The sequence below is a fragment of the Ferroplasma acidarmanus Fer1 genome (assembly GCF_000152265.2).
In the GTDB taxonomy this organism is placed as follows: Archaea; Thermoplasmatota; Thermoplasmata; order Thermoplasmatales; family Thermoplasmataceae; genus Ferroplasma; species Ferroplasma acidiphilum.
The window spans coordinates 730727-751480 of record NC_021592.1 but is presented as its reverse complement, the minus strand read 5'-3'; the positions used below and the strand labels follow the sequence as shown (position 1 = coordinate 751480).

21 protein-coding genes are annotated in these 20754 nt (G+C 38.0%); 13 read left to right on the top strand and 8 right to left on the bottom strand.

The annotated features are described in order from the left end of the window. Positions 1 to 8: 8 nt before the first annotated feature. Both alaS and FACI_RS03645 read left to right on the top strand, forming a co-directional pair. The gene (alaS, locus tag FACI_RS03650; protein ID WP_009886766.1) at positions 9 to 2684 is read left to right on the top strand and encodes an alanine--tRNA ligase; all 2676 of its coding nucleotides are present in this window, start codon (positions 9 to 11) and stop codon (positions 2682 to 2684) included. Then, the gene (locus FACI_RS03645) at positions 2681 to 4465 is read left to right on the top strand and encodes a zinc metalloprotease (protein WP_009886765.1); all 1785 of its coding nucleotides are present in this window, start codon (positions 2681 to 2683) and stop codon (positions 4463 to 4465) included. The genes alaS and FACI_RS03645 overlap by 4 nt, the downstream gene beginning before the upstream one ends. Here FACI_RS03645 and FACI_RS03640 read toward each other — a convergent pair. Continuing rightward, positions 4433 to 5542 (bottom strand): isocitrate/isopropylmalate family dehydrogenase, encoded by a 1110-nt coding sequence (locus FACI_RS03640; RefSeq protein WP_187288964.1) that lies wholly within the window; start codon positions 5540 to 5542, stop codon positions 4433 to 4435. The two genes, FACI_RS03645 and FACI_RS03640, sit on opposite strands and share 33 nt — an antisense overlap. Positions 5543 to 5769: 227 nt before the next feature. Here FACI_RS03640 and FACI_RS03635 point away from each other — a divergent pair, with 227 nt between their 5' ends. Then, positions 5770 to 6420 carry a DUF981 family protein gene (locus FACI_RS03635; protein ID WP_009886763.1) on the top strand — a complete coding sequence of 217 codons (651 nt, stop codon included), beginning with the start codon at positions 5770 to 5772 and terminating at the stop codon, positions 6418 to 6420. Between the two features lie 414 nt (positions 6421 to 6834). Next, on the top strand, positions 6835 to 8202 hold the full coding sequence (locus tag FACI_RS03630; protein WP_009886762.1) for an aspartate ammonia-lyase: 1368 nt from the start codon (positions 6835 to 6837) through the stop codon (positions 8200 to 8202). A gap of 6 nt (positions 8203 to 8208) precedes the next feature. On the opposite strand, the gene FACI_RS03625 is transcribed toward FACI_RS03630, so the two are convergent. Continuing rightward, positions 8209 to 8748: an Lrp/AsnC family transcriptional regulator gene (locus FACI_RS03625; RefSeq protein WP_009886761.1), complete on the bottom strand. Its 540-nt coding sequence runs from the start codon at positions 8746 to 8748 to the stop codon at positions 8209 to 8211. Between the two features lie 317 nt (positions 8749 to 9065). Here FACI_RS03625 and FACI_RS03620 point away from each other — a divergent pair, with 317 nt between their 5' ends. Then, positions 9066 to 10268: a tRNA (N(6)-L-threonylcarbamoyladenosine(37)-C(2))-methylthiotransferase gene (locus tag FACI_RS03620; protein WP_009886760.1), complete on the top strand. Its 1203-nt coding sequence runs from the start codon at positions 9066 to 9068 to the stop codon at positions 10266 to 10268. Here FACI_RS03620 and dph2 read toward each other — a convergent pair. From dph2 to FACI_RS03605, 3 genes are read right to left on the bottom strand one after another with little or no spacing between them, the layout of a single operon-like run. Beyond that, positions 10250 to 11254, bottom strand: a complete 1005-nt coding sequence (gene dph2, locus FACI_RS03615) for a diphthamide biosynthesis enzyme Dph2 (RefSeq protein WP_009886759.1) — start codon at positions 11252 to 11254, stop codon at positions 10250 to 10252. The genes FACI_RS03620 and dph2 overlap by 19 nt on opposite strands. 21 nt (positions 11255 to 11275) lie before the next feature. Further along, the gene (locus tag FACI_RS03610) at positions 11276 to 12274 is read right to left on the bottom strand and encodes an NAD(P)/FAD-dependent oxidoreductase (protein WP_009886758.1); all 999 of its coding nucleotides are present in this window, start codon (positions 12272 to 12274) and stop codon (positions 11276 to 11278) included. 58 nt (positions 12275 to 12332) lie between these two features. Beyond that, a complete protein-coding gene (locus FACI_RS03605) occupies positions 12333 to 13082 on the bottom strand; it encodes an MBL fold metallo-hydrolase (protein ID WP_009886757.1) in 750 nt (249 codons plus the stop codon). A gap of 102 nt (positions 13083 to 13184) precedes the next feature. On the opposite strand from FACI_RS03605, the gene FACI_RS03600 reads away from it, so the two are divergent. Continuing rightward, on the top strand, positions 13185 to 13400 hold the full coding sequence (locus FACI_RS03600) for a hypothetical protein (protein WP_009886756.1): 216 nt from the start codon (positions 13185 to 13187) through the stop codon (positions 13398 to 13400). A 97-nt stretch (positions 13401 to 13497) separates the two neighbouring features. Here the strand turns inward: FACI_RS03600 and FACI_RS09755 are convergent, their stop codons facing one another. Then, positions 13498 to 14538 carry an ISNCY-like element ISFac3 family transposase gene (locus FACI_RS09755; RefSeq protein WP_009886142.1) on the bottom strand — a complete coding sequence of 347 codons (1041 nt, stop codon included), beginning with the start codon at positions 14536 to 14538 and terminating at the stop codon, positions 13498 to 13500. 35 nt (positions 14539 to 14573) lie between these two features. Here FACI_RS09755 and FACI_RS03590 point away from each other — a divergent pair, with 35 nt between their 5' ends. From FACI_RS03590 to FACI_RS03580, 3 genes are all read left to right on the top strand, one after another. After that, the gene (locus FACI_RS03590) at positions 14574 to 14735 is read left to right on the top strand and encodes a DUF2080 family transposase-associated protein (RefSeq protein WP_009886141.1); all 162 of its coding nucleotides are present in this window, start codon (positions 14574 to 14576) and stop codon (positions 14733 to 14735) included. A 66-nt stretch (positions 14736 to 14801) separates the two neighbouring features. Continuing rightward, on the top strand, positions 14802 to 15929 hold the full coding sequence (locus tag FACI_RS03585; RefSeq protein WP_009886754.1) for a DUF373 family protein: 1128 nt from the start codon (positions 14802 to 14804) through the stop codon (positions 15927 to 15929). Further along, positions 15926 to 16600 (top strand): 6-hydroxymethylpterin diphosphokinase MptE-like protein, encoded by a 675-nt coding sequence (locus tag FACI_RS03580; RefSeq protein WP_009886753.1) that lies wholly within the window; start codon positions 15926 to 15928, stop codon positions 16598 to 16600. Before FACI_RS03585 ends, FACI_RS03580 begins: the two co-directional genes overlap by 4 nt. Positions 16601 to 16648: 48 nt before the next feature. Here FACI_RS03580 and FACI_RS03575 read toward each other — a convergent pair whose 3' ends face one another. Then, a complete protein-coding gene (locus tag FACI_RS03575) occupies positions 16649 to 17338 on the bottom strand; it encodes a 2-phosphosulfolactate phosphatase (protein ID WP_009886752.1) in 690 nt (229 codons plus the stop codon). Positions 17339 to 17679: 341 nt separating this feature from the next. On the opposite strand from FACI_RS03575, the gene FACI_RS03570 reads away from it, so the two are divergent. The 4 genes from FACI_RS03570 to rpl12p are packed head-to-tail and all read left to right on the top strand — an operon-like array spanning position 17680 to position 20068. Next, on the top strand, positions 17680 to 18156 hold the full coding sequence (locus tag FACI_RS03570) for a 50S ribosomal protein L11 (RefSeq protein ID WP_009886751.1): 477 nt from the start codon (positions 17680 to 17682) through the stop codon (positions 18154 to 18156). Next, positions 18156 to 18800 carry a 50S ribosomal protein L1 gene (locus FACI_RS03565; RefSeq protein WP_009886750.1) on the top strand — a complete coding sequence of 215 codons (645 nt, stop codon included), beginning with the start codon at positions 18156 to 18158 and terminating at the stop codon, positions 18798 to 18800. Before FACI_RS03570 ends, FACI_RS03565 begins: the two co-directional genes overlap by 1 nt. Continuing rightward, positions 18797 to 19753: a 50S ribosomal protein L10 gene (rplJ, locus tag FACI_RS03560; protein WP_009886749.1), complete on the top strand. Its 957-nt coding sequence runs from the start codon at positions 18797 to 18799 to the stop codon at positions 19751 to 19753. The genes FACI_RS03565 and rplJ overlap by 4 nt, the downstream gene beginning before the upstream one ends. Positions 19754 to 19762: 9 nt before the next feature. Continuing rightward, positions 19763 to 20068: a 50S ribosomal protein P1 gene (rpl12p, locus tag FACI_RS03555; protein WP_009886748.1), complete on the top strand. Its 306-nt coding sequence runs from the start codon at positions 19763 to 19765 to the stop codon at positions 20066 to 20068. Between the two features lie 216 nt (positions 20069 to 20284). On the opposite strand, the gene FACI_RS03550 is transcribed toward rpl12p, so the two are convergent. Beyond that, positions 20285 to 20734, bottom strand: a complete 450-nt coding sequence (locus tag FACI_RS03550; protein WP_009886747.1) for a peroxiredoxin — start codon at positions 20732 to 20734, stop codon at positions 20285 to 20287. Between the last annotated feature and the right edge of the window lie 20 nt (positions 20735 to 20754).

Below are 20754 nucleotides of genomic sequence, written 5' to 3'. Positions count from 1 at the left end.
TATGTAAAATGGTGCAAGATGAATTTGACCTGGATTTCTTCAGGGACAACAATTTCCTTAGAAAACAATGTATAGTATGCTCATCGTTCTTCTGGACACAGAATCCTGGAAAAAAGACATGCGGGGACCCTGCCTGCGAAGGCTATTCATTTATTGGCAATTCTCCTGTAGATAGGAAATATAGCCTTGATGAAATGCGCCAGGAGTTCCTGTCATTTTTTAAGGAGGATAAACTTCCACACACTATAATAGAAAAATATCCTGTAGTTCCCAGATGGCGCGATGATGTTCTCCTTGTTAATGCGTCCATATACGATTTCCAGCCACAGGTAACATCGGGACTGGTACCACCTCCAGGAAACCCACTGGCTATGTCGCAGCCCAGTATTCGGATGCTGGACCTTGACCTCGTGGGCAAAACCGGGCGGCATCTTACATCATTTGAGATGCTGTGCCATGATGCGTTCAATTATGAAAACAAATACATATACTGGAAGAACGAAACAATAGAATATTCATATAGATTCCTTACAGAAAAACTCCATGTGGACGGAGCTGAAATAACCTACAAGGAAAAGCCCTGGTTTGGGGGTGGCAATGCTGGAAATGCTGTGGAAGTTTTTGTCCGGGGATTGGAGGTAGCAACACTCGTGTTCATGGATATGAAAGAAGACCCGGATGGAGAAATAGACATAGAGGGCACTAAGTATTCCATGATGCCGCTAAAAATTGTTGATACAGGTTACGGATTGGAAAGGCTTGTGTGGCTTTCTACAGGCACGCCCACAGTTTACGAATCCATACTGGGGGAGACGATAGAATATATAAGGAAAAACTCCTCTGCAGGAGATATAGACCCGGAAATTATGCAGAAGTTATCGGAACTGTCCGCGGAAATAGACCCATACAGTGAGTCAAAACTCCTCAAGCAGGTAGCTCCATGGCTTAAGAAGAAGCACATATCCATTGATAATGAATTCCTGCGCAGGCTCAAAAGTTTCAGAAGCCTTTATTCACTGGCGGACCATACAAAAACACTTCTTTTAATGTTTGCCGACTATGTTATACCTTCAAACGTTAAGGTTGGATACCTGGCAAGGACTTTAGTAAGAAGGTCATTGAAATTTATGGATGATATAAGTTTCTCAAAGGATTTTATGGACCTCATGGACTTCCAGCATGAAATATTTTCCAGAATAGTTTCGAACTATGACAGGGATTTCATCAAAAATATTATTGATATAGAGAAGGAAAAATACGCTGAAATAAATAAATCCGCTGAAGGGAAAGTAAGAAAATATATACATTCTGGCAAGCTTGAACTGAAGAATGCAATCACGCTTTATGACTCGGAAGGCATGAATGAGGACCTGATCAGCGAATCATTTAAGAAAATTACCGGGAAAGACCTCGAACTTCCTGACAATTTTCAGGAAATAGTAATATCCAGGCATGAAACCAGGCATACAAAGAAAAAAGAGGCACCTCAATTTCCTCCTGTACATACGAGGCCACTTTATTATGACAATACTAAAATAAGCGAGTTTACAGGAATAGTACTTTACTCCGGGGAAAAGTGCATAATACCGAATCAGACTGCATTCTATCCGGAAGGCGGAGGCCAACCATGTGATCTCGGATATTTTATTGCCAACGGAAAAAAAGTTAACGTTGTTGATGTCCAGAAATACAATGATTCAATAGTACATTTCCTTGATAATAATATACCGGCTAATTCACGTGTTAAGGGATATATAGACTACACAAGGAGAAAGCAGCTTATGATACACCATTCAGCAACACATCTTTTGCTTGGAATAATGAGAAAATATTTCGGTGAACATGTATGGCAGAGTGGTGTAAAGAAAGATATAAATGAATCAAGAATAGATATAACACATTACAGGAAAATAACCCTGGAAGATATCCGGCATATAGAAGATATGTGCATGGAAGCCATAGAACAGGACAGAAAAATTACGGTGTCAAATGTAAGCTGGAATCCGGCCATAGAAAAATATGGTTTCAGGCTTTTTGAAGGGGGTGTTCCCGTGTCATCTAAAATCAGGATCGTTACCATAGATGGAATAGATTCTGAAGGGTGCGGAGGTACGCATCTGGACAGTACAGCCCCAATAGGCTTTATAAAAATTATGAAAGTAGAAACCCTACAGGAAGGAATACAGAGGATTACTTATTCCGCAGGCCCTGCAGCAATGCGCTATGTTCAGTTGCTCCATGACACCGTCCAGATGGAACAGGAATACCTGAAGGTTGATACGGAGGACGTATACAGGCAATCCCTGGAAATTTTCCATGAAAATCTGGAAAACAGAAAACTTATAGATAAGTACAGAAAAGAAAAAATTGAAGGTATACTTAATGCCGGGGAACCTGTTCACGAAAATATCTATGTTTATGCCACAAATCTGGACCGGGATGAATTTAACCTCCTGATCCAGGGCATATTCAGGAAAAATATTAAAGCTATTATAATTAACAGTGAAACGGAGCTTACTGCAATAGGGATTGATGCTGGCGTTGATACTCTCATATCCGGGCTTTCCACGCGCAATATAGGCGTTACAGAGAAATCAAGAAACAGAAAACTGTACACTGCAATATGCAATCCAGGAATAAATGAAAAGTTAATAAAGGAGATTTTAGTAGACATTAACGTATGATAGAATCCAGTATCATTGATGGAATAGTAAAAAAGTATTACGACGTTTCAGAAGTTGAAAATACACGCTATTCTATGGTCTTCCATATACAGGGCAGAGGGAATGAAAAAACATTCGGTTACCTTCTAGATGAACTTGATACAGTAGGTGCAACAGCTTTTACAAACGATTTTCCTGATAGCCAGATAATAGTAATAAATAATGGCAATGTAAGCCGGGAACGCAGGGGATTAAAAACCCTGATGCTTTTCCTTTCTATGGCTGCCCTGATTTATACCGGCTCTGTTTATTATTCATCATATTACTCATCAGATTTAATATATCGGAATATTATATACGGAACATTATTCTATGCAATACCTGTGATTTTTATTCTGTTATTCCGTGAAGCAGGAAAGTATATAGCTTTAAGAAAAAACCATATAAAATATAATTTTCCCATTTTTGTTCCATCTCCTGGCCTGGGGACACTTGGAACCATAAATTCAAACAAAAATCAATTTAGAGACTCAAAATCCATGATTGAGGCAGGCACATTTTCATTATTATTCGGATTTTTTGCATCGGTCGTGTTAATCATTGCCGGTGCGGCTATCATGCCATATGTGAATTATAGTTCGGCAATCCATTCCCCAATTTCTGCCCTTAACTTTCCCCTTGTTTTCCCGCTTGCCCTTGACCATTTATTCCCTGCATATATTATACCGGACCCTCTGGAACTTGCGGGATATGTTGGCATTATAACAACTGCGTTAAACTCAATGCCTGTTGGGTTTATGGACGGCGGGCTGGTTTTTTCAGGAATACTGGGAAAACAATTTAAATATGCATCCTACGCTGGAATAGCCATACTTCTAGCCGCCAGCATCCTGTATCCATACATTCTCATTCTTGTGGTGCTCTCGGTTTTGCTCGGGATTAAGGGGGCACTGCCAATGAATAACTTCTTTAAGCCACGTGCTTCAGTCAAATGGTTAGCATTGGTAATCGTAGTTATAGTACTCATTCTTGGCTTTGCCCCATTGCCTTTGCATAATACAAATAGCAACAATGTGGCCATTCCAGATTCCTGTTATATAATGCAGCAGAACAATACCGGAAATGTTTCCGTTAATATTACAGTACAGAACCATGGTGTAAATATTTCTCCTTTATTCTCGGTTACACCCGGGAATTTTACAGTTAAAGGATTTACACAGAATAAAACTGATACTATATATACTCTAGAACTGATAACTTACAACCATAATTACTCAGGCAGGAAAAATTTTACCATAACAGTCGATACCGGAATGAGGAGTGTCCAAAAAACAGTTTCAGTATATTTCCTGAAACCTGATAGTAATATGCATATAAATAAAGCACCTGGGCCGGAGAGTTTAACAGAAAAAGAATATAAGCCCTTCAATATCACCGTATTCAATTATAGCAACAGGACATTGAATGCGCAGATAATACCAATTTTCAACGGCACAGGCTTATATATGATAGGCTATCCAGTTAATAATACAGAAATTGAACTTAACCCCTATAGTCCTGGAGGGGTATTTTTTGGAATACCTGGTAAAGGGAACCAGAAATTGACAATGGTGTCATATGACCCTGGAAATTTAAAACTTATTATTCTGGAGCATGGAGGCCAGGCACTGATTGTGAATATAAATATACTGCCAGAGCCACAGCCAAAGACTCTTAGCCCGCCCGGTATATTTCCAACCATCAATTATACCGGATACTATTACATGCAATTAGACACCATTCATTCTTTTTATAATTTCTGATGAAAATTCAGAGCACTTTATAGGGCTTATATCCGGCCTTGTGTTTATATCTTTTGGAATTTTATTATCCCTAAAAGCGGCTGATATTGCATTCTCAATAATTTGTGCGGCCTCAACCCATCCTATGTGCATAAGCATCTCACATCCTGAAAGAATGAATGAAAGAGGGTCTGCAGCATCATATCCTGCTTCAGATGGCAAAGAGGACTGGACAGCTTCAAAAACCGCACATTCATCCCCGATACTTGATCCATACTCTATATTAATCGTACCTGCAAGGTAGTCTACCAGTGTCTGGCTTAATACATTGTCAACAAGGATAACCTCAAAATCTTCCGGCGAGGATATCAGCCGTTTCATGAATTCCCGTGTTTTCAGAACCTCATAACCAACATCTTCCTGGGCTGATGCTTCCTCTATGCACCAGTTTGCAAATTCATGGTTTTGCTGGCTTTCCAGTATTGTAATTTTCTTTTTTCCATTCCTTCTGGAATACCTTACAGCCTGTTTTGCAATCTTCCTTGTCCTGAATTTGCTCTGGGGCATCATATATATCCCTGAGTCAGGAGTAATATTCAATCCATAATTGTCCGATATAAACCGGATTAAATCATCGGTGCTTTCAGAAGAATGGTAAAATATGTGGCTGTTAGGGGTGGAATCCCTTATAATTGTTAGATTCAGCCTGTTGAATGTATTTACCGGTATATCCATTCCCTCAATATATTTTAATATCCGTATATTTGAATATAACCCAAGTCGCTTCCTCAATATTGTATTCAAATCTCTCTTGTCAGGCATAAAGTTCAGTGTTGATTTCATGGCTATATACATTTTCTGGATTTCCTTTATGGAGTCCTCCGGCACATAAGTTCCAAACTTCTCATATGCTTCTGTTCCTATGAGTATTTTATGCCATTCAATGGATCTGCTGCCCTGATACGCAAGTTCAATCGCACTGTTAACAACTCCTATCATAGCTCCGGTGATTTCCGGGCCTATGCCATCGCCATCTATATAACCGATGGTAAGGATATCCGGAACCACCATGCCAGAATCGGTGAACTCTATATACATTAAATTCACCATGCTTACAAGCATATAATTTTTTTCAATGTGCAATTTCCAGAAAATAAGATACACTATTCGAAGAGTTATTTATTATAAATGTTTAATCAATCATATTTTTGAAAATATTGATAATACAGTTTTATGATGGTCTGTTGCTCCGGAAATATAGAATAATACGCCATTTTGTCTATATCATAGCTTCAAAATATTTATATCCAATAACATAAAGCTATATGCTCAATGCAGATTATGGGCTTGGTGACAAAAATATGGGATTTGTAGATGACACCCCAATGGAACTTTTTTTAATATCATTGGTGGCAATAGTTTCTATTTATATGTCGGCTTGGGTGTATATTGAGTTCAGGAAAAACGGAGCTAAAAATGTTAATGAGATATTGAAGCCAGGGGCGCTCCCGCTTGGAATACTGGGTGCTATAATTGTTCTTATGGGGCTCTGGGGTGAGATGGTATGGCCACTTCCCGGGGCGTATAATATACTTTTTGACGACCCATTTATGTTCCTCGGCATTATAGTACTGATGATGGCTGGCACAATAGCCCTAAAACAGAAACTTCAGTATGTCGGTATTCTTGCATTCTTTGCCGGTATAATTTCTATATGGTATGGCGCAAATGCATATGTGGACAAACTTACCTCAAGCCCAATTGCAATGTTCGGGCTCTTTCTGGCCTTTGGATTGACAGGGGTTTTCACTTTCCCCACAACACTTATCTATGATATACTTCCAGGAAAGACTAAAGTCTCTAATGTCTGGACAGTAGTTCTGGTGTTGTTCTGGATAGGCCTGGTAGTATCTGCTGTTGTTGCTGCATTAATAGGATTAGAAGCTATTCCAGCACATCTGGTTTCGCCTCCATAATTTTTTTATTTTTAATATTTTATTATGTGCCAGTGTAGAAATTTAATTTTTTCCGGATAATGTTAATTTTATCTGCAATATGTCGAAATTAAAAAAAGGCAATGTAGATTCCTCCAAAGTCATGAATAGAAAGTGAAAATATAACATTAGGAAACAATTTGTGAGATGTTTGAAAAGTGAGAACCAAGGTTTATTAAAGCGTATGCATAAAAGAAGGGAGATGCCAAGGCATTAAATTGCATGCGTACTGTAATACCCGGAAATCACTGTGTTGCCAGCCAGTGAGCCTATTGTAGCTGGTGATATTTTCCAGATTTGAACACACAGTTTCCAGGTTCATTGCTTTAACTCGCCAGTTGACAATGTTAAATGTATTGATTAAAATATTTTTATAGTGATATAGCATTGTTATTTATGAGAACAGAAAGAGATGTAATAGGCGAAGTACAGATTGACGATTCCATTTATTATGGAATTAATACTCTGAGGGCAAAAAATAATTTTAATATTTCCGGAATAAAATCAAAAGACCGTGACCATATAAAAGCAATGGCCATTGTAAAGAAAGGGGCAGCATATGCCAACTATACTGCCGGGAAGCTACAGAAAGAGCTATACGAAAGCATAAGCAAGGCATGTGACAGATTAATATCAGGAGATTTTGATGAACAATTCGTAGTTGATGTTTTCCAGGCAGGGGCAGGTACTTCATTCAACATGAATACAAATGAAATACTGGCGAACCTGGTTCTGGAATCACTTAACCATAAGAAAGGCGAATATAAATACGCACACCCAAACGACGTAATTAACATGAGCCAATCAACAAACGATATTTACCCCACCATGATGCGTGTGAGCATAATGCTAAAATCACCAAAACTTATCGAAAATGCGGAAGCCCTAATAAAATCATTAAAGGCAAAGCATAAGGAATTCGAGAAAGTTTACAAAACCGGGAGAACCCACCTTCAGGATGCCGTCAGGGTTACCCTGGGGGATGAATTCAATGCCTGGGCATTTGCTATTGGCAGAGATTTGAAGGAATTCAAATCCGCACTGGACTATATACTGGAATTAAATATCGGCGGTACCGCAGTGGGAAATGGGGCAAATACACCGGATGGATACAAAGAATACGCCGTGAAGAAAATATCAGAGGAAACAGGCTTCAATTTCAGGCCCGGAGAAAATCTTATGGGCATAATGCAGTTTATGACCGATTTTTCAAGGGTAATCAACTCACTGTCAAATATGGCACTTGACCTGAGCAAAATTTCAGATGATTTGAGGCTTCTCTATTCCGGGCCGGGAGCAGGATTACATGAAATTGTCCTCCCAGCAGTACAGCAGGGTTCATCTATAATGCCAGGAAAGATAAATCCATCAATAGCAGAGGCTATGAATATGATATGCCATTCCATAACCGGATCACAGCAGGCTGTCAATCTATCTGTAAAAGCAGGGCAGCTGGAACTGAATGTTATGATGCCCCATATTGACTATGAGATATCCAAGTCAATAGAAAGGCTGGCAAATGGAATCAAAATGCTGGATGAAGAAGCCATACAGGGCATAAAGCCGGATCTTAATAAGATAAAGGAAAACATAGAAAGAAGTTTCGGGTCTGCCGCATTGCTGAATCCATACCTGGGCTACGATACCATGGCCAAGATTGTTGAAGAATCCCTTGAAACTGGAAAAAGCATAAAGGACCTTGTTCTGGCAACTGGAAAAATAGATGAAAAGAAATATAAAGAAATATTTAATTTCTTGAACTAATTTTTTTTATATACCTACCCAGGGGTCTTTTTTAAACGCCTTTGATACCACCATAGTATCGTATTTTACTATTCCATCCTTCCTGGCAAGGCTATCTTCAAATTCCTGTATTGTTTCAAGATTCAGGAAAAGCCCCTGGAGAAGTAACTGATTCTGTCCCCTCCTTCTGTAAAGTGATAATACGTTTGGATTTGCAGCCAGTGAATCGGCTATTGCATCAAGCCTGTCTCCTTCAGTGTCTATCCTGATGCATACCTTTATGCTATTTTCTATTGCATGCAGGTCAACAAGTGCAGAGAATCCTGTAATGATCTTCCTCCGCACCAGCTCATTAATCCTTCTTCTTACTGTAGCTTCGCTTGTATTCAACATTTTAGCTATTTCGGCATTGGACATTCTTGCATTATAACGGAGAAAGCACATAATCTCCTTATCGAGGTCATCAAATGGCAGAATAGATGGGTCAATATGCCCCCATCGGACAGAAAGGTCACACTCATAATTTTTATTATCTTCGGTCTTCTCCATATTATTTTCTTTCGTCATAAAATTATATTTTAAAGCAATATATAACTTTTTTCAAAGTAGAATTATTAAAAAAATTCGGCACTTATCGAATTTAGAATGTCGCATGGCAGTATAGAAATATCCATATATAAATCATTACTCCCGCCTATTGAGTAAGAAACATATTATGATGCACATTGAATGCTCCTCCAGTAATTATATTAATTATCAATGGAAATATTCTGGAAACCTTTATTGCCAATGGAAAACTATACAGAAAATTTAAACAACCTGATATTCAACAGCTGCCATAGTAAATATAATAATCGTTATTAACGTAATTGTAATTAAAATCCATGAAAATTTATTTCGAATCCTACGGATGCACTTTACAGAAATCCGAATCTTCACTTTACCTAAACAAATTGCTTAAGGATGAAAACAACCAGATTGTCAATAGCCCGGAGGAGGCAGATTTGAGCCTTATAGGCACCTGTGTTGTTATTAAGCATACAGAAGACAGAATGGTAAAGCGCATATCCTCACTTTCAAAGGTTTCAGGTAATGTCCAGGTTCTGGGATGCCTTGCAACAGTCAACGGAAATACGATAGAATCAGGTAATGTCCAGGTATTAAAACCACGCGAATTCAGGAGTTTTTACGAGGGCGATCTGGATGGCATAGAAATAAAATCAGATATATACGATGGAATACCTATCAACCAAGGATGTACAGGCAGTTGCAATTTCTGCATATCACATATAGCCAGGGGAAAACTCCTTTCAAGGGGAATAGATAAAATTGTAAACCAGGTAAATATGGAACTTGACCGCAATATAAAGGAAATCAGGATTTCCTCACTGGATACTGCAGCATACGGAAAAGACATAGGAACAGACCTTGCAGAACTTGTAAATAGAATTTCATCCATAGATAGGGATTTCTACCTCCGCGTTGGAATGCTGGAACCAAGAAATACATACGATATACTGGATAAGCTTGTGGATGCATACAGGCACGATAGGGTATTTAAATTCCTCCACCTGCCTGTGCAGAGCGCGGAAAATAATGTACTTTCTGCCATGAACCGGGAATACACAATAGAGGAAGCGGAAGCAGTATGGCAGAAATTCCATGACGCATTTCCAGATATGTCCATAGCCACAGATATAATACTTGGATACTATAATGACAGCAGGGCAGGCTTCGAAAAAACTATGAAATTCCTGGAGAAATATAACCCTGATATAATAAACGTTACACGCTTTTCGCCCCGGCCATACACTAAAGATTATAATAAAACGCCTTTAAATTCCAATCTGCTTAAGGAATGGTCAAATGAAATCATATCATTGCACAGGGAACAGATGGAGAAAAAACTTGATAGTTACCTTGGCAGGGAAGAAAAAGTTTTGATTACTGAAAAGGGGAAAAATGGAACAATGGTCGGAAGGGATATAAATTACAGGCCAGTTGTATTAAAGGGAAACTATGAAAAATATTCAGAAATTAAATGCACCATTGTCTCCCATGGGTCCAATTATCTTATAGGGGAGTAGGAATCGACACCCACTATTTCGTCCATTATATATTTATTATTGCTTTTAAACCCGAATAACTGTTCGAATTCTATTGGCGTCAATACAGGCATGCTGAATTTATCCTCATCGTCTATAGATACCCTCGGGCATCCTGTGAATACAACAGCATCACACATAAGGTTCTGGAAATCTACCGGATTTATATTGTCTGCTGTTACGATTATGGCATCACGCCCCATGCCTTTTACCCTGTTGTATATGCTGTATGCAAGTTTTTTTCTGTATTGCCCTATTTTTGTGTCAATAACTATGGCAAATTTCTTTGCATCTATTGCCGGTTCTATTCTCGCATACCTTTTTCTGAGAAATTTATCTATATCTGGCTGTATATTTCTGATAGACCGGTTATTCAGATCCAGTATGTATACAGGTTTATCTGTGGATAGCTGTGCACCTATTCCGTGGAATAAGCCGGTACTGACAAGCAGGTATGCATCCACTTTAGCAGCTATTGAATGTGCGGCACTGAAATTGCAACCCAGAACCTGGCCTGGGTATTTCATCCTTCCATCCACATTTCCCACTATTACATTATATCCCAGTTCCTTTAATTTGCCATTTACATACTCCATTTCCTTATAATACTGCACGGATGAAAGGAGCCCTACATTTTTTACAAGATTTTCAGCCAGTATGGAAAATATATCATCATCAAGCTCTATCTGCTTGTAGAAGTATTCTATGAATAGAATGGGTTTTGTGTATTTGATATTGGGTATTTCAGAATGGCCGAACTGGACTATGCAGTCAACATCCCTGTACACTTCCATATTTCCTATGTCACACGCACCATAAAATGATTGTGAGCTTATTATTACATTAAATTCCTTTGAAAATTTATTGAAAAGGTTGAAAGATTCAGGCTTCAAACCGTCCGGTATCTGGAGCAATATCTTTGAAGCCTTCATCTCCCGTAATCTTATTATTGCATCGTCAACTTCCATTTACTGCATATCGTTTTATGCCTATTTAATGTTAAGGCTGGAGCTATGCCCGCCAAACATTGTTGCATTTGGAGTCAGGTATTTTTTGATAAAGTTGATTGCAATATAAGCATTTGCGCCATCAATCGCTATTATAGGGTGTACAGGTTCTCCCGCTGCCGTGGCCCCATCACCTACTGCATAGATGCCCTTTAAATTTGTCTGGAACTCATTGTTTACCAGAATGGTTCTGCCGTTTTTGCTTGTTTCTATATTTACAGATTTAAAGACATTTGCTTTTCCAACATGCCCTATGGCAATGACAAGTGCATCAACTTTTATACTTCCGGTGGTTTTGTCTTTTTCATTTATAGTAGATATTTCCCGTATTTTTGAGTCGCCCTTTATTTCTGTTACGGAGGTATTCATCATAAGCGATATGCCTTTATTGTTCATCACCGCATCCAGTGTTTTTTCCGCTGCCTTGAATTTCTCACTGTGGTGTAAAACATAGACCTTTTTTGCTGTGCCTGAAAGCTCATCGGCATAATCCAGTGCAGAATCCCCTCCACCAACAATAGCTACAACCATGTCTTTAAATTTGGTTATATCCTTTACAGTATAATCAACTCCCTTGCCCTTGAATTCATCTTCGCCAGGGCATCCAATCTTTCTAGGTGTGAAATCGCCTATGCCTGTGGCTATAAGCACAGCTTTGCATTTGTACTCTTTAACACCATTAACTTCTATTATGTACTCATCATTATCCGGAATAATATCGGTAACCTTGGAACTGAGCTTTATTTCACCGTCGAAAAGTTTTGCCTGTTCGTACATTTTATCCCTGAGTTCCGTAGCATTTATCTTTGGAATCCCCTGGACATCATATACCATCTTTTCCGGGTAAAGTTCAGGTATCTGCCCTCCTGTATAGTCAAGTGCTTCCAGTGTGACACTTTTTATATCTCTCAGGCCAGCCAGAAAAGTAGCAAAGAGGCCAGTAGGTCCAGCCCCTATTATAACAAGATCGTATTCATCCATACTCCGCAGATTGAAAAACTATACAAAAACTTTGGTATGGTCTAATTTGTATATCAGGCTATAATTTATACAGTGTACTGCCGAATTCCTGTGATGCTGCTTCCAGGGACTTATACCCCTTATGCCTGTTGGCCAGATAACTTTTTACAGTATTAATTGCAATATCCGGAGTGTTGTTCTTTTCACTCAGGTGTGTAAGGATAATGCTTGTCCCATCTGAGGCGGAGCTGTATATGGCCTCAGCAGACTGTTCATTGGACAGGTGCCCGTGGTCACTCCGTATCCTCCTTTTAAGTGCCTCTGTATATGGCCCATTTTTAAGCATTTCCGGATCATGGTTTGCTTCAATTGCCATGATATTGGAATTTTTCATTTCATCAAGCAATTCATCATTCATTATTCCCAGGTCAGAAACCACCGATATTTTCACGCCCCTGTTCCGTATAACGTAAACCACAGGGTCAACAGCATCGTGGTTTACATGCACAGGGGTAACGGTAAAATTCCCTATTGCAACTTCGCCGTTTATGCTATAAGAATTTTCCAGGTGAAGCTTTTCAAGTGTCCCGCTTCTGGAATACAGGTCAGCCTTGAGTTTCCTGGAAATCGCCTTTGCACCTGCAGAATGGTCTGAATGCTCATGGCTGATAAAAATAGATTTTTCAAGCCCATCTATCTGAAATTGTGAGGTTTTCTCAGAGAATTTCTTCATGCTTATCCCGCAATCTATAATTATGGCATCATATTCATCCCATATTATAGTCGAATTGCCCCTGCTACCGGATGACAGCATATAAAAGTTCAGCATAAATAGTGAATAACTTACAGGTATTATTTTTTGCCTTTTTATAACAATTATTAATTTAATAATATTTATATATTTATATATAATATGGAATAGGGGTTTTAAATGGTAGGATTATCAGGAAATGCAGAAAAAATATACAGTTCATTGAAAGCAATGGGCGCCGTATCTGAAGAGAAGATGAAAACAGCCGACGATATAATGAAAAAAGTAGCCCTGGGAAAGGCGCTGGTTAATTCCGGGCTTAAGGAACTCATGGACGGAAAAATGGTAAAAAGGGTGGCAAGGCAAAAAAGTGCAGGATACTTTATACTGAAATGATTATCAAACAGGATATATTGCTGGATTTTCTGAGGAAAAAGTATTTTAATACTAAGATTTATTTTTATAATCTGAATGTAGGGTGTGGGACACTATTCTAATACCTCCCCATATTGAATAAATTGTGCCAGACATTGGTGCATAACAGTGCATTGCCTATCCTGTCATCCCTTCTCTGTGCCATATTCCATCCCAGCATCTTCTTGTCTGCTGCAAATCCTGATTCTGAATTGCTTCTTTTATGGTACTTTTCAAGGTAATTCATAGTGTCATTGAGAAATTCCCTTATTATAGATTTCCATTTATGTGAACCGTGCAATGTAGAATTCTTCTTAGGTATAATGTATACCTTTGTATCCCCTAATTTATCTACATATGAAGGTGATGAATAATACCTGTCAAGCCTTATAGAATCTATATTAATACCTATTTTGTTGACAATCCTCATTGCATTGTCATATGCATTTCTTTCAGATTTCATGCTTGTTCCGGAGGCTATATACATCCTTGTCCTTAAATCCATAATGGAAAAGGAATATGCAAACAATCTTTTTCTATGCCCTTTTGATTTTTTATCCTTATGTTCTTCCTTTCCAATTTCTTTATTCTCCTTTGCAAGGTCTTTCAACCTCTGTGCATAGGATTCGTAGTTCTTCTTTACTGTTAATGAATAGCCCGTGCCATCGCCTGTTGCATCTGAATTTGCAATATTCTTATTCTTCAGTAACAATACATGGAGATTGAATATGGCCATTACAACTTCATTGTCTGAATATAGCCTTTCTATTGTTTTATATGATACATCTATGCCTGAAAGCATAGAAAATATATCGAGCATATTAACAAACATCCTGTTTGATTCGCCAACAAGCTGTTTTATAAGTATTAATTTCACCCTCTGGGCAAGTAATAATGAATGTGGATGCCCTGGCCTTTTAGCAATATGCATAATGGATACGGCTTTTTCAATAAGGGGATCAAGTTCCTTCATTGCAGTTTTAATTCTCCGTGAAAACTCGGATTCGTATGTTCTCCAGTTTCTCCCCTTTTCCGGATGTTCCTGTACATACTTCTTCCCCAGTATATTGTTTATCTCCTCAAGTTTATACTGTATGTCCTCACTCCTGACAAGACCCATAGATAGATATATATACAATGTATATATACATTACTATGGGAAAAGTGGAAATACATGAGACAACAGAGGTCTCTATAAAAGGAATATATGGATTCATAGAGAGGAAAGTAACAAAGTTCGGATCGGGTGCAAAGGTGGATTGCCCTAAGGAATTTCTCGGCAAAAGGGTTTACATTGTAATAACCAGGGACGAATAATAGTGTCCCACACCCCTGAATGTAATAAAACTTATATACTTGCTTTTCCTATTATAATTATACTGTATGGCAACTCTTGTATTGAATGTGGACCGTGACAACGATTACGGCATAAAGGCCGGGGTGGATGGACCCGTTACGGGATATGGTGAATGCTATAATGCAGCACTTAAGCTGATTTCTGTTGACCCTGAAGATTCTGATGCAAACGCCCTTTTTGGCGCAATAAAGGTATACGAAGACTTGCAGAGAAAAAACGAAGAGGTTGAAATTGCCCTGATCACCGGTGACGATGATGTTGGTGCAAAATCAGATGAAATACTTGGAAAACAGCTGGATGATGTACTTTCAATGGAGCATTATGACGACCTTATACTTGTGTCAGATGGTGCAGAAGACGATTATATAATACCGTTAATATCATCGAGGATAAGGATAAGGTATGTTAAGCATATTCTTATTCGCCATAACGAAAATATAGAATCACTTTATTATTACATTATAAGGGGCATTAAAGATAAGAAAATAGCCAGGAAATTTACAATACCCGTTGGCCTCCTGCTTCTGAGCTATGGTGTGTCGCTGCTGGCTTTTACTATATATGCCATGGTTATTACAAAATCTTATGTACTTGATCCAGCCACAGGGGCAGTTATGTTTGTTACCATTGTCCTGGGTGCATATTTCGTTGGCAGGGCTGTTGAAATAAACCAGCTTATTATAAAATTAGCTGCAGACGTAAAGGAATATTCACAGGAGGCAAAAATTTCAATGCTTTCATACCTTGTGTCTTTCTTTATTATAGTAATCGGCATTGCATATAGCTACGAATCCATAATAAAAACCGTACCGATTATGAACAAGGTACTGGTATTTATATCTGCATTTGTATGGTGGGTATTGGCGTCATTCGTTTCAAAGGAACTTTTTGATGCCTTTGATGTTTACATGGAGGAGAGGCACGGGATGTCAAGGATGTGGTATGGCATTTCGTTTTCGCTGGCTATAGTGTTAATAGTTTATGGAATGATGAATTACGTCAGGTATATAATTGGCTTTATACCATATTCATCTATGATACTGTATTTGACATATATAATTGCTGGAATAATAATAGCATTATCGGCATCTGCAGTCCATAAATACTACTCTTCGTCAAAAAGCAAAAATCATAATATGATGGAGATAAAATGAACTTTGACCAATGGTTCCAGCTGTATCTCCAGATTACCGATTCTCTGGGAATTAATAGAAAAATGGATTATGAATCATCTATGATTTTAAGGAAGTTTATCCATAACAGCGATAATATTTTAGATGCATACCGTGGAAGAAATGCTTTTATTATCGGCAACGGGCCAAACTTAAAGAATGCTATTAAAACAATTTCAGGTGGATATGTAATAGTTGCTGATTCGGCAATAGAAACTTACAGCAGCTTATATGGCAATCCGGATATTATAGTGACAGACCTTGATGGAAATATCAATTCCATAATAGATTCGTACAACCGCGGTTCAATTATTCTCGTGCATGCACATGGGGATAATATAAACGCCATAGAAAAATATGCAAAATATTTCAGTAATGGTATTGCTACAACACAGTATATACCAATGGCGCATCTTTACAATTACGGCGGATTCAGTGATGGTGACAGGTCAGCTTTTCTGGCAGATTATCTCGGAGCAAGGCATATAACGCTGCTTGGTTTCGACTTCAAGAATGTTAATATCAAGCCATATTATGATAACACTGCCATTATAAGGAAAAAAATTAAGCTTGAGTGGGCAAAATACCTTCTCGGGTGCCTGTCAAAATTAAGGGGAACATCCATGCACTATGGTGATGTTATTGAGATTTAAGTTACAATAATGTGCCACAGGATTTTCATTTAACCGTCGGCTACCATATTATTCGCTTGCTGAAGGAGATTTCCCGCTCAATTTTGTTAAGGGTATTATTTTTCCATTGCTGTATATTATAGGTTCATGGTAAATATCAACTTTCAATGAACTTTCTATATCGGCTGCTGCACCCATAATTTTAAGCCTCTTTGCACCATGGCTTGCCCTTATCTGGTTGCAGTAATCATCAACATTCACCTCTTCGCCTTCGAGCTTAGCTTTTAGCATATTTGCATAGATATAATCCTCATCTGATATGCCATCAGGCCTGTTTGAGACAATAATGGATACTTTTTCCCGATCCTTGATGGCATTATATGTTGCAGTGAAATTTATGAATGATGATAAGTATATATCGCCCGGGAATTCCCTTATCTTAAAAAGAACCTTTATTCCATTGGTTGAGGTAAATAGCAGGGTTTTGCCTGAAAGGTCTTCGCCCATTATTACACTTGGCGAATTTCCATAATTGAATCTTGGGATTCTGACGCCATATCTTTCGCCGCTTGTCAGATAATCCGGGTTTTTTGCTTTCATTTTTCTTGTTTCTGTTATAGTTCTTACAGGTATTATGGATTTTGCATTTCTGTATAACATCAGGGGAATTGTTGTGGTAGCCCTGAATATATCAATAAGAACCTTTGTTGAATCATCAAAATTTTTTTCCCTTCGCCCGTCGATAACGTTAACTATCATTTATATGCTATATTGTTTTTATATATTTACTTTTTATTTATTCTGACATTATGTTGCTATATTATTATTTCATTTATATACCCTATAAATTTTTGCTTTAATTTTATCAATGTTATAAATTTTATTCTTATATACTGTAATAACTAATGTTTCAGGACGTTATGACATACTTTTAGTCTTAGAAAATAAAAACTCCGGATTATATATTTTATTTATACCCAGAATACCGGTATAAAATATTTGTAGAACAACCTGATTAGAAACTATGCACTAAAATAAATATGTTAAAAAGAAAATATTAAAAATGAGTTAGAAATAGGGTATAATCGAAGGTGTAATAAATGGTTGCAGTTAAAACAATGGTTGAAGGTGGAAAAGCCACATCAGGGCCTCCTTTAGGCCCTGCCCTTGGTCCTCTTGGACTTAATCTCGGGCAGGTAATAAAGGATATAAACGAACAAACAAAGGATTTTGCTGGAATGCAGGTCCCGGTAACAGTAAATGTTGTGGACCCTTCTACCAAGAAATATGAAATAATAATAGGAATACCTCCGACTTCAGCTCTGTTGAAGAAAGAGGCTGGAATAGCCAAAGGTTCGGGAAAAAATAAGGAAAACTACGCTGGAAATTTGACAATGGAACAGGTCAAAAAGGTTGCGGAATCCAAAAAATCCGGTTTACTTTCATACACAATGAAAGGAGCTGTCCTTGAAGTTCTTGGCACTGCGCTGTCTCTGGGCATTACAGTAGATGGCATAAATGCTGCAGAACTACAGAAAAAAATCAAGGCTGGCGAAATAGATGTCGGTGAGAAATAATGGAGAATAGTATTATAGAAAATTTAAAGGAATTAAAAGAACTCAAGAAAAGAAATTTTGATGAGAGCATAGAGGTTGGAATAAACCTGAAAGACGTTGATATGGTAGATCCTAAGAATAGGATCAATGAAGAAATCATACTTCCTGCGGGCAGAGGCAAAGACCTGAAAGTTGCTGTTATTGCCAGTGAGGAAATGCGTACAAAGGCAAAGAATGCAGATTATCTGTATTCAGTTGAAGACCTGAATAATTTTTCAGATAATAAAAAGTCATTCAAGAAAATTGTCAAGGGAATAGATTTCTTTGTAGCAGAATCCACACTTATGGGAAATGTTGGTAAAAACCTCGGTATAATTCTGGGCCCAAGGGGAAAAATGCCCAAGCCATTGCCACCAGGGCAGGACCCAAGTGCATTAATAGAAAACCTTAAGAAAAGTGTAAGGGCCAGAAGCAGGGATAAAATCACATTCCATGTACCTATCGGGACGAAAGCTATGAGCAATGAAGACCTATTTACCAACCTTAATACAGTTCTGAAAAGAATAATTTCCCACCTTGATAAGGGTAAGGGAAATATAGCCTCTGCATATATTAAGAGCACGATGAGTAAGGCAATTACAATTAATTTAGGTGATATAGAATGATCGAGCCAGCACAGTGGAAGGTGGATAAGGTTAATGCCCTTACTGAGGAATTAAACGAAAGCCCCGTATCAGCAGTTATTAGCATAAAGGGATTAAGAAATAAGGAATTCCAGAAAATAAGGAGCGATATACGCGGGAAAGTGAAAATAGAGGTATTAAGGGCAAGATTACTAAGGCTTGCATTACAAAAATCAAACAAAAAGAATATTGCAGGAATGACAGAACACGCAACCGGGCAGATAGCCCTTATTACAACCTCTGAGACACCAAAAACAGTTTACGATATGCTTGTCTCAAAAAGGACAAAAGCGGCTGCACGTGGTGGAGAAATAGCAGAAGAGGATATAATAATAGAACCGAAGGAAACATCATTCCCACCAGGGCCTATGATATCAGTATTCCAGAAGGCAGGTATACCGGCAGGAATAGAAAAGGGGAAAATAGTAATAAAAAGCGAAGTTACACTGGTCAAAAAAGGCGAAGTAATATCCAAGGAGAAGGCACAGGTGCTGGAAAAACTGGAAATACTTCCGGTTACAGTTGGCCTTGAGATGATAGCTGCATATAGTGACAGGCTTGTTTATTCCAGGGATGCCCTATCCATAACTATAGAACAGATAGTATCGGATATGGCCGGAGCTTTCCTGAAAGCAAAAGCACTTGCATTAAAGGCAGATTTCCTTGTTCCTGAGATAATGCCTGAATTATTGTCCAAGGCATATCTACAGGCACAGGGTCTTGCACTTGCTGCAAACTTTGTTGATGAAAAGAATATAGATATTTTTATAAGGAAAGCAGTAATAAACGCTACAACTCTAAATTCATTAATAAATAAAGATTTAAATAATGAAAACATAGAGAATGAAAACCCTGAAGAAAGCCAGACAGAGGACAAGAAAGATGAAGGATCTGGAGATGACGCAGCAGCGGGTCTCGGGTCTTTATTTGGATGAGGTGACAAAATGGAATATATATATGGAGCTTTACTGCTTCACTCAGCAGGAAAAGAAATAGATGAAGAGAACCTGAAGAAGGTACTGACAGACGCAGGCGTAGCGGCAGATGACGCAAGACTTAAATCATTGCTTGAAAGCATGAAGAATGTAAACATAGAAGAAGTCTTGAAAAATGCCGCAGCAGCACCTGTAGCAGCAGCACCTGCGAAGGAAGAAAAGAAAGAGGAGAAAAAGAAAGAAGAGAAGAAAGAAGAAAAGAAGGATGAATCGGATTCAGACGCAATGGCCGGTTTAAGCTCTCTTTTCGGATAAATACATTTTTTTATTTTAGATTTTTATGGGTTTTTATAGTATTTTATGGATAATAATTAAGTATCTGTTGCCAATAGGCATTTTAGCGTATTCTATAATAAAATTCAATCCGTTTCTGATAATGATCTCAGTTTTATGGTTACTTGTAACATTGGTTGTTTCTCTTATAAATTTCAGTATTAAAAGCAATTTTGTAAGATCTTAAAATTAATAAAATTAAATAAGTTTTAACTCCTGAAGCTTTTCATATACTTCTTTTGCATGTTCTCCCGGGCTCACTTTCGGGTATACATAAACAATCTTTCCATCTTTTATAATATATGTAACTCTCTTGGCAGTAGCGAGGCCCAGTACGCCATATTTTTTTACTATATCTTTCTGTTTGTCACTGAGCAATGTGAAATTAAGGTTATATTTTTCCTGGAATTTTTTATGTGATTCACTTGAGTCTACGCTTACCCCGAAAACCTTCACGCCTTTTTCAGTAAACATATCTATATTATCTCTGAAGTTTTTAGCCTCCATGGTGCATCCCGGCGTATTGTCCTTCGGGTAAAAATATAATACAACCACGCTGTCTTTAAAATCTGAGAGCTTTACATTTTTTCCATCCTGGTCAATTGTTTCAAAATCAGGAGCCTGTTCTCCAATTTTTAATGTTTCCATGAAATATATATACAAATTAG